At 52.4% G+C, this 5,628-nt stretch carries 7 protein-coding genes; 5 read left to right on the top strand and 2 right to left on the bottom strand.

Translation table 11 applies throughout. The features are described 5' to 3' along the window. Positions 1–370, bottom strand: a 370-nt coding sequence (locus BMZ91_RS20735; protein ID WP_143076438.1) for an IS6 family transposase, incomplete at its 3' end; no start/stop codon positions are given. Positions 371–712: 342 nt separating this feature from the next. Between BMZ91_RS20735 and BMZ91_RS20730 the strand changes: the two genes are divergently transcribed. From BMZ91_RS20730 to BMZ91_RS21585, 5 genes are all read left to right on the top strand, one after another. Beyond that, positions 713–1,711: a tripartite tricarboxylate transporter substrate binding protein gene (locus BMZ91_RS20730; RefSeq protein WP_080459103.1), complete on the top strand. Its 999-nt coding sequence runs from the start codon at positions 713–715 to the stop codon at positions 1,709–1,711. Between the two features lie 94 nt (positions 1,712–1,805). Beyond that, positions 1,806–2,381, top strand: coding sequence for a tripartite tricarboxylate transporter TctB family protein (locus BMZ91_RS20725; protein WP_143076437.1), 576 nt, complete (start codon positions 1,806–1,808; stop codon positions 2,379–2,381). Between the two features lie 2 nt (positions 2,382–2,383). After that, positions 2,384–3,907 carry a tripartite tricarboxylate transporter permease gene (locus tag BMZ91_RS20720; protein ID WP_092842477.1) on the top strand — a complete coding sequence of 508 codons (1,524 nt, stop codon included), beginning with the start codon at positions 2,384–2,386 and terminating at the stop codon, positions 3,905–3,907. Between the two features lie 172 nt (positions 3,908–4,079). Continuing rightward, on the top strand, positions 4,080–5,096 hold the full coding sequence (locus tag BMZ91_RS20715) for a YeiH family protein (RefSeq protein ID WP_092842476.1): 1,017 nt from the start codon (positions 4,080–4,082) through the stop codon (positions 5,094–5,096). Between the two features lie 122 nt (positions 5,097–5,218). Next, positions 5,219–5,470: a hypothetical protein gene (locus BMZ91_RS21585; RefSeq protein WP_177193950.1), complete on the top strand. Its 252-nt coding sequence runs from the start codon at positions 5,219–5,221 to the stop codon at positions 5,468–5,470. Here BMZ91_RS21585 and BMZ91_RS20705 read toward each other — a convergent pair. Next, positions 5,363–5,628 (bottom strand): DDE-type integrase/transposase/recombinase (locus tag BMZ91_RS20705; RefSeq protein WP_143076436.1); only part of this gene is annotated, 266 nt, incomplete at its 5' end. The genes BMZ91_RS21585 and BMZ91_RS20705 overlap by 108 nt on opposite strands.

The raw sequence follows: 5,628 nt of genomic DNA, 5'->3' as shown, positions 1-5,628 counted from the left end.
ATTTCAACGCGGCCTTACGATCGCGCCGCTTTGAAACAAAGGCGTCCAGCACTTCGCCCTCGTGATCGACAGCGCGCCACATGTAGTGGGTCTCGCCATTGATTTTGACGAACACCTCGTCCAGATGCCATTGCCAGTTCGACCAGGCCCGCATTCGCTGAATTCGGCAGCGTCGGATTTCTGAGGCGAATTTCGGGCCAAACCTGTTCCACCAAAAGCGGACGGATTCATGGCTGACGTCTATGCCGCGTTCGTGGAGCAGGTCCTCAACGTTGCGCAGCGATAGCGGAAAACGCACGTACATCATGACCGCCAGGCGGATGATCTCAGGGCTGGTTTTGAAGTACTTGAAAGGGTCACGTTTTTCCATGGGCGCAGCGTAGGGAAGCGGATAACCGATCTCAACTCAGGTTGCTCTGACACCGCCCAGTAGAGAGATGCTCCGGCTGACAAGCCCGGATACCGATGATCTTGATCTCGCGGCCGTGGTGCGCACGAGTGGCCGGCCGGGTTTGAAAAAAAGAATACTGGAATACCGAGAGCTGGCCCAGCGGAAGGCCCGGGAGAGGCGGAACTTAAGTTGAACGTGAAGTGAGGCAGGAATGGCGTGCCCGACGTCGTTCCCGCTTGCCCCTGCATGCACTGCAAGGGTTCTAAAAATTGGGCAAAGTGGCTGATCTATTTCCGCCACATAAAAACGGAGGAGAAAACTATGAATATTTTCACTAAACTGGTAGCAACCAGTGTCATGTCGACGCTCATTGCGACCGGGGCGACGGCCCAAGGTACACTTCCAGAAAAACCCGACAGATTTGGTAATCGTCCGATTACAGTGATTGTGCCTTATGGCGCTGGCGGCGGTTCCGACCAACTGTCACGTGCAATGACCAAGGCGATGGAAGAAGAAACCGATCTTAGCTTTCAGATCGTCAACAAGCCCGGTGGCGGTGGAACAGCTGCCATTCCCGACTTTATGATTGCCCCCGCCGACGGCCATACGATCATGCAGCACATCGATACTGCTATTGCCGCTTATGCCAAGGGGGACATTCGCGAGAACCCTTCCGAGGACTGGATCCCGCTTTGCACCACCCAGATTACATTCAGCCAGATTTACATCCGCCCGGACGAAGATAGATTTACGGACTGGGATAGCTTCCAGGCCTACGCCAAGGCCAACCCTGGTACGGTTACAATGGGGCTGTTGGGTATTGTCGGTTCGATGGAACTTGTAACCATGCGGCAATTGTCCGAGGCGCTTGATCTCGATCTGCGTCAGGTGACTTTTGACAAACCTGCCGAAACTTACGGTTCCCTGATCGGGTCGCAGGTCGACGTGCTTTTCGAGCAGCCGGGCGATGTGCGTAGTTTCCTGGACGCTGGTCAAATGAAGCCTATCCTGACGATCTTCGATGAACGCCCTGAAGTGTTCTCGGAAGTTCCCACACATCGTGAAGTCGGGGCAGATTTTGACGCCCTGACCCGTTTCCGTGGGTTCTATGTCAAGAAGGGAACGCCAGCAGATCGCGTCGATTATTTGGAGGCCGTTTGTGCGGTAGCATTTGATAACCCCGGTTACGCCAAATTCAATCAATCAAAATTCATGGATTTGATTGATAGCTATCGCGACAGCGAGGGCTCAAAGGCACTGATCGACAAGACAGTTGAAAGCTACACTTCAATCTACAAAGAAATTGGCCTGATCGAGTAGGGCTTTAGACAAGCGTGGTGACCTACTGCATTTGAAAAGCAGTAGGTCACCAAGATTGATCGGCCTGACTTGTTCCAGCCGCAAGGAAAACAAAATGTCTCAACAAATCAAAGTCGGCTCCGCCCCGACCGGGTTAACGCCCTATGTTCGATATATCGCAGAATGGTTCTTCTGGATCGCTCTAATCGGACTTTACTTTCAGCAGACCAGCCATTTTGGCGATGAAATCTCGAACTACAGGTTTGGCGCGGACGGTTGGCCACGGGGTATCGCCCTTGTGGCGTTGTTGGGCGCAACATTTCAGTTGGTTTTACAACTGCATTCCCTTCGATCGGGTCCGCCATCAAGCACAGTGGAGCACGTCGAAGAGCTACCCGTTTCCAAAAAGCAATGGGCGCTTCGCTTCATGATCTTCGCCTGGCCGTTTGTATTTCTATACCTCACGCCACGCCTTGGGGCCTATGTATCGCTGCCGTTATTTATCGTCGGGTTTTTGCTGTTGTTAGGTGTGCGGAAATTGAAACCGATCAGTTTGGTTCTGCTCGTTGTGTACGGATTGACCCTGTTGATTTTCACCAGATTTTTCTTCGTCGCACTACCCTTGGGCAACGAAGGCACGTTCTATGACATCAATGTTGCGATCATTGAATTCGCACGACTTGGAAGGTAAAGATGGATCTCTTCATACAAGGCACAATGACGCTTTTTGGAAGCGGCACATCTATATCAATCTTCTTTTTAGGCCTGCTCGGGGGGATGCTGTTCGGTGCAATTCCCGGTGTGAACATGCTAACTTTAGGCGCGGTTCTTTTGCCTTTCACAGTCACGATGAGCGCAGAAAACGCCGTTATGCTGTTCTCGGTAATTTACTGTGCCGGTGTCTTTGGCGGCGCTATTACAGCAATCTTGTTTAACATTCCCGGCGCCCCGGAAAATGCGCCGACCTGCCTCGACGGCTATCCCATGACGCAGAATGGCCAAGCCGGAAAAGCGATCGGTGCAGCAGTCAGCTGCTCTGCTCTTGGCGGTACGGTCTCGGCAGTCGTCATGATGATGGCAACGGGCGTCGTTGCCACATTTGCCGTGCGCGCCTTTGGTCCGCCAGAGATTTTTGCACTCATCGTTTTCGGCTTGACCGTATCAGCGTCCATTGGTGCAAAATCATTGTGGAAAGGCTGGTTGTCGATTTTCGCGGGCTTGATGATCGCCACAATCGGGACAGACCCGATAGGTGGCATACCAAGATTTAGCAATGGGTCGGTTTTCGGCTTTGACTATCAGTCGTATTACATGTCAGCGGGCATTCACTTCATACCGATGATCCTTGGCTTTTTCGCTGTTTCAGAGGTCATGGGCCAAGCGATTGCCATCAGCAAAGGCAAAAGAAAACGTCCAAAAGCTTCCATCGAATTCCCGGCACTAGCAGAATTTATCGCTATGCGGTGGACCATCGTTCGATCTGTTTTCATCGGGCTTTTCGCCGGGGTTCTGCCAGGAATTGGCGCGACACTTGCCGCCTTCCTGGGGTATAGCCAGGCTCGTCAGTGGTCGAAGAACAAGGACAAGTTCGGCAGCGGCGAACTTGAGGGGGTTGTCGCACCAGAGACAGCAAATAATGCCGCTACTGGCGCCGCTATGATACCTTTGTTGGCTCTTGGTTTGCCCGGCGGCGCACTTACAGCGATGATCATGGGGATATTTCAAATCCATGGAATGGAACCGGGGCCGCTGATCTTTATCACCTCTGGTGATTTGGTTTGGGTGACATTTGCAGCCATGTTCTGGGCGAATATCCTTATCCTCTTTTTGGGCTGGTTTCAGACCAAGACAGTGGTTCACATTCTGCGCGTACCCTTTCGTTGGCTGGCTCCGGGTATTCTAGTGTTGGCTATCATCGGCTCTTACGCTCTGAGAAACTTGTTTGTGGATGTCTGGATCATGTTTTTGGCCGGCGCAGTGGGTTACATGATGCGCTCGACCGGATATTCTGCTGCGGGTGTTGTTCTTGGGCTTATCCTTGGTGGAATTGGTGAATCCGCCTTTGGTAAATCAATGCAATTGCTTGATTATCAGATTTTGGATCTCTTTGGTCGCCCCATTACGGCAGTCCTACTTATCCTTTCCGCCGTCATGGTGGTGTTCAGCATCGTTACCGAATGGCGTGATGGGCAAGGTAAGAGAATCCAAATGGATTGATCACACTTTTCGCTTTGCGGCACCTCAGTTCCTGGAGTCCGCATAGAATGCCTGGGCCCTAAACGGCCTGGTAGTAAGAACGGCTCTTACGCCAGAGCCGGACTTGATGCTCGCGCGGTCGCTATCTTGGATCGCGCGAGATGCAAAAAAATCAATACAACATGGATCATCAATGATTGCTCTCTTGAATGACAGACTTGGCGTTTCCCGTTCCCTTTTCCCGGGGTTACTGATCTCCGGTTTGATAGCGATAGCTGCACAGTTTATTTCAGATCACTATGGTGCACCGGCAATGTTGATGGCATTGCTCTTCGGTATCGCTCTCAACTTTTTGTCCGAAGAAGGCCCTTGTTCCGCAGGGATTGCGTTTTCTGCACGCACAGTGTTGCGGTTCGGTGTCGCACTGTTGGGCATGCGAATAAGTTTTGAAATGGCCGCTTCTTTGGGCTGGTCGATTGTCGCGATTGTCATTGGTGGTGTGATCGCAACAATCATATTTGGCATGTCCATTGCTAGGCTATTAGGTCACGGCCCACGATTTGCGTTTCTATCGGCCGGATCAGTAGCCATTTGTGGAGCGTCCGCAGCAATGGCAATCGCGGCTATCCTTCCGCGTGATGAGAGATCCGAAGAGAGGCTCGTATTCACAATCGTCGGCGTCACTCTGTTGTCGACAATTGCCATGATCGTTTACCCAATTTTTGCACAATTAATCGGATTTGATTCCCAATTTTCAGGTATTTTTATCGGTGCGACAATTCATGATGTTGCGCAGGTCGTCGGTGCTGGGTTTTCTATTTCGCAAGAAACAGGCGACATTGCCACCGTGGTAAAGCTCATTCGTGTTGCGATGTTAGCGCCCGTAATCCTGGTCGCCGTGATCATAATCCGGCGCATAGGAGGCGGAGATAGCAAGGCGGGCCAACCTGCAATTATGCCCGGCTTTGTCGTCGCCTTCGCTATTCTGGTGGCGCTGAATTCTTTTGGGTTATTCCCACCCGGCATCACCGAAATTTCGGCAGTGGTCTCGCGTTGGGCACTGCTAACGGCAATTTCTGCCGTAGGGCTTAAGACGTCTTTGCGTGAAGTGATCAAAGTCGGGGGGGCGGCCATTGCACTCCTGGTAATCGAAACGCTTTTCCTGGGCGCTTGGACGCTTGTCTTGTTGCAGTGGATCAGTGGCTCTTAGTCTGTAACCTTGAAGTGATCCCGTTTTTCAGGACATGTTAGCAGCGTAATCGTCTGATCCCTGGAACTCCATGGTCTGGATCGGTAAGGTTTACGGTGCCTCAGCCGGGCCAGGTAGCGCACATGGTCTACGCCCTCGGCGGCACAGATACGGGCCTGCTTGTCATGCTCACGCAGGAACGTAGGCAGGCGCAAGGTCTTGAGGTGATGAGCCGGTGCTGTCAGACGAATTCGAACTCGTCTCAGCTAGGTCTGGGTGGCCGCCTTTTATGCCATGCAAAGACCGCGCCACTCGATAAGAGCAGCGGCTCGGTTTTGTTTAAAGATCTGTCGGCTGGAGAGGCTTCGTTCCGAATTGAAGTGGTTGAAAACTGAAGAATGAACGACGGCGAATTTTTGCAGACTTCGCAGACGCCGGAAGCGGGTCATGGCGCGTTCTCGTCGTCGGAACGGCTGATGCGAATTCTCGGCGCGATTGTTCAGCCAGCGTCCGGTCATCTGGCGGTCAGCATTGCCGATTTCCTTCATGGCGG

Origin of the sequence: Roseovarius lutimaris (assembly GCF_900115165.1) — a bacterium.
GTDB classification, from domain to species: domain Bacteria; phylum Pseudomonadota; class Alphaproteobacteria; order Rhodobacterales; family Rhodobacteraceae; genus Roseovarius; species Roseovarius lutimaris.
Note: the sequence above shows the minus strand (reverse complement) of the source record. Positions and strands in the feature narration are given on the sequence as shown.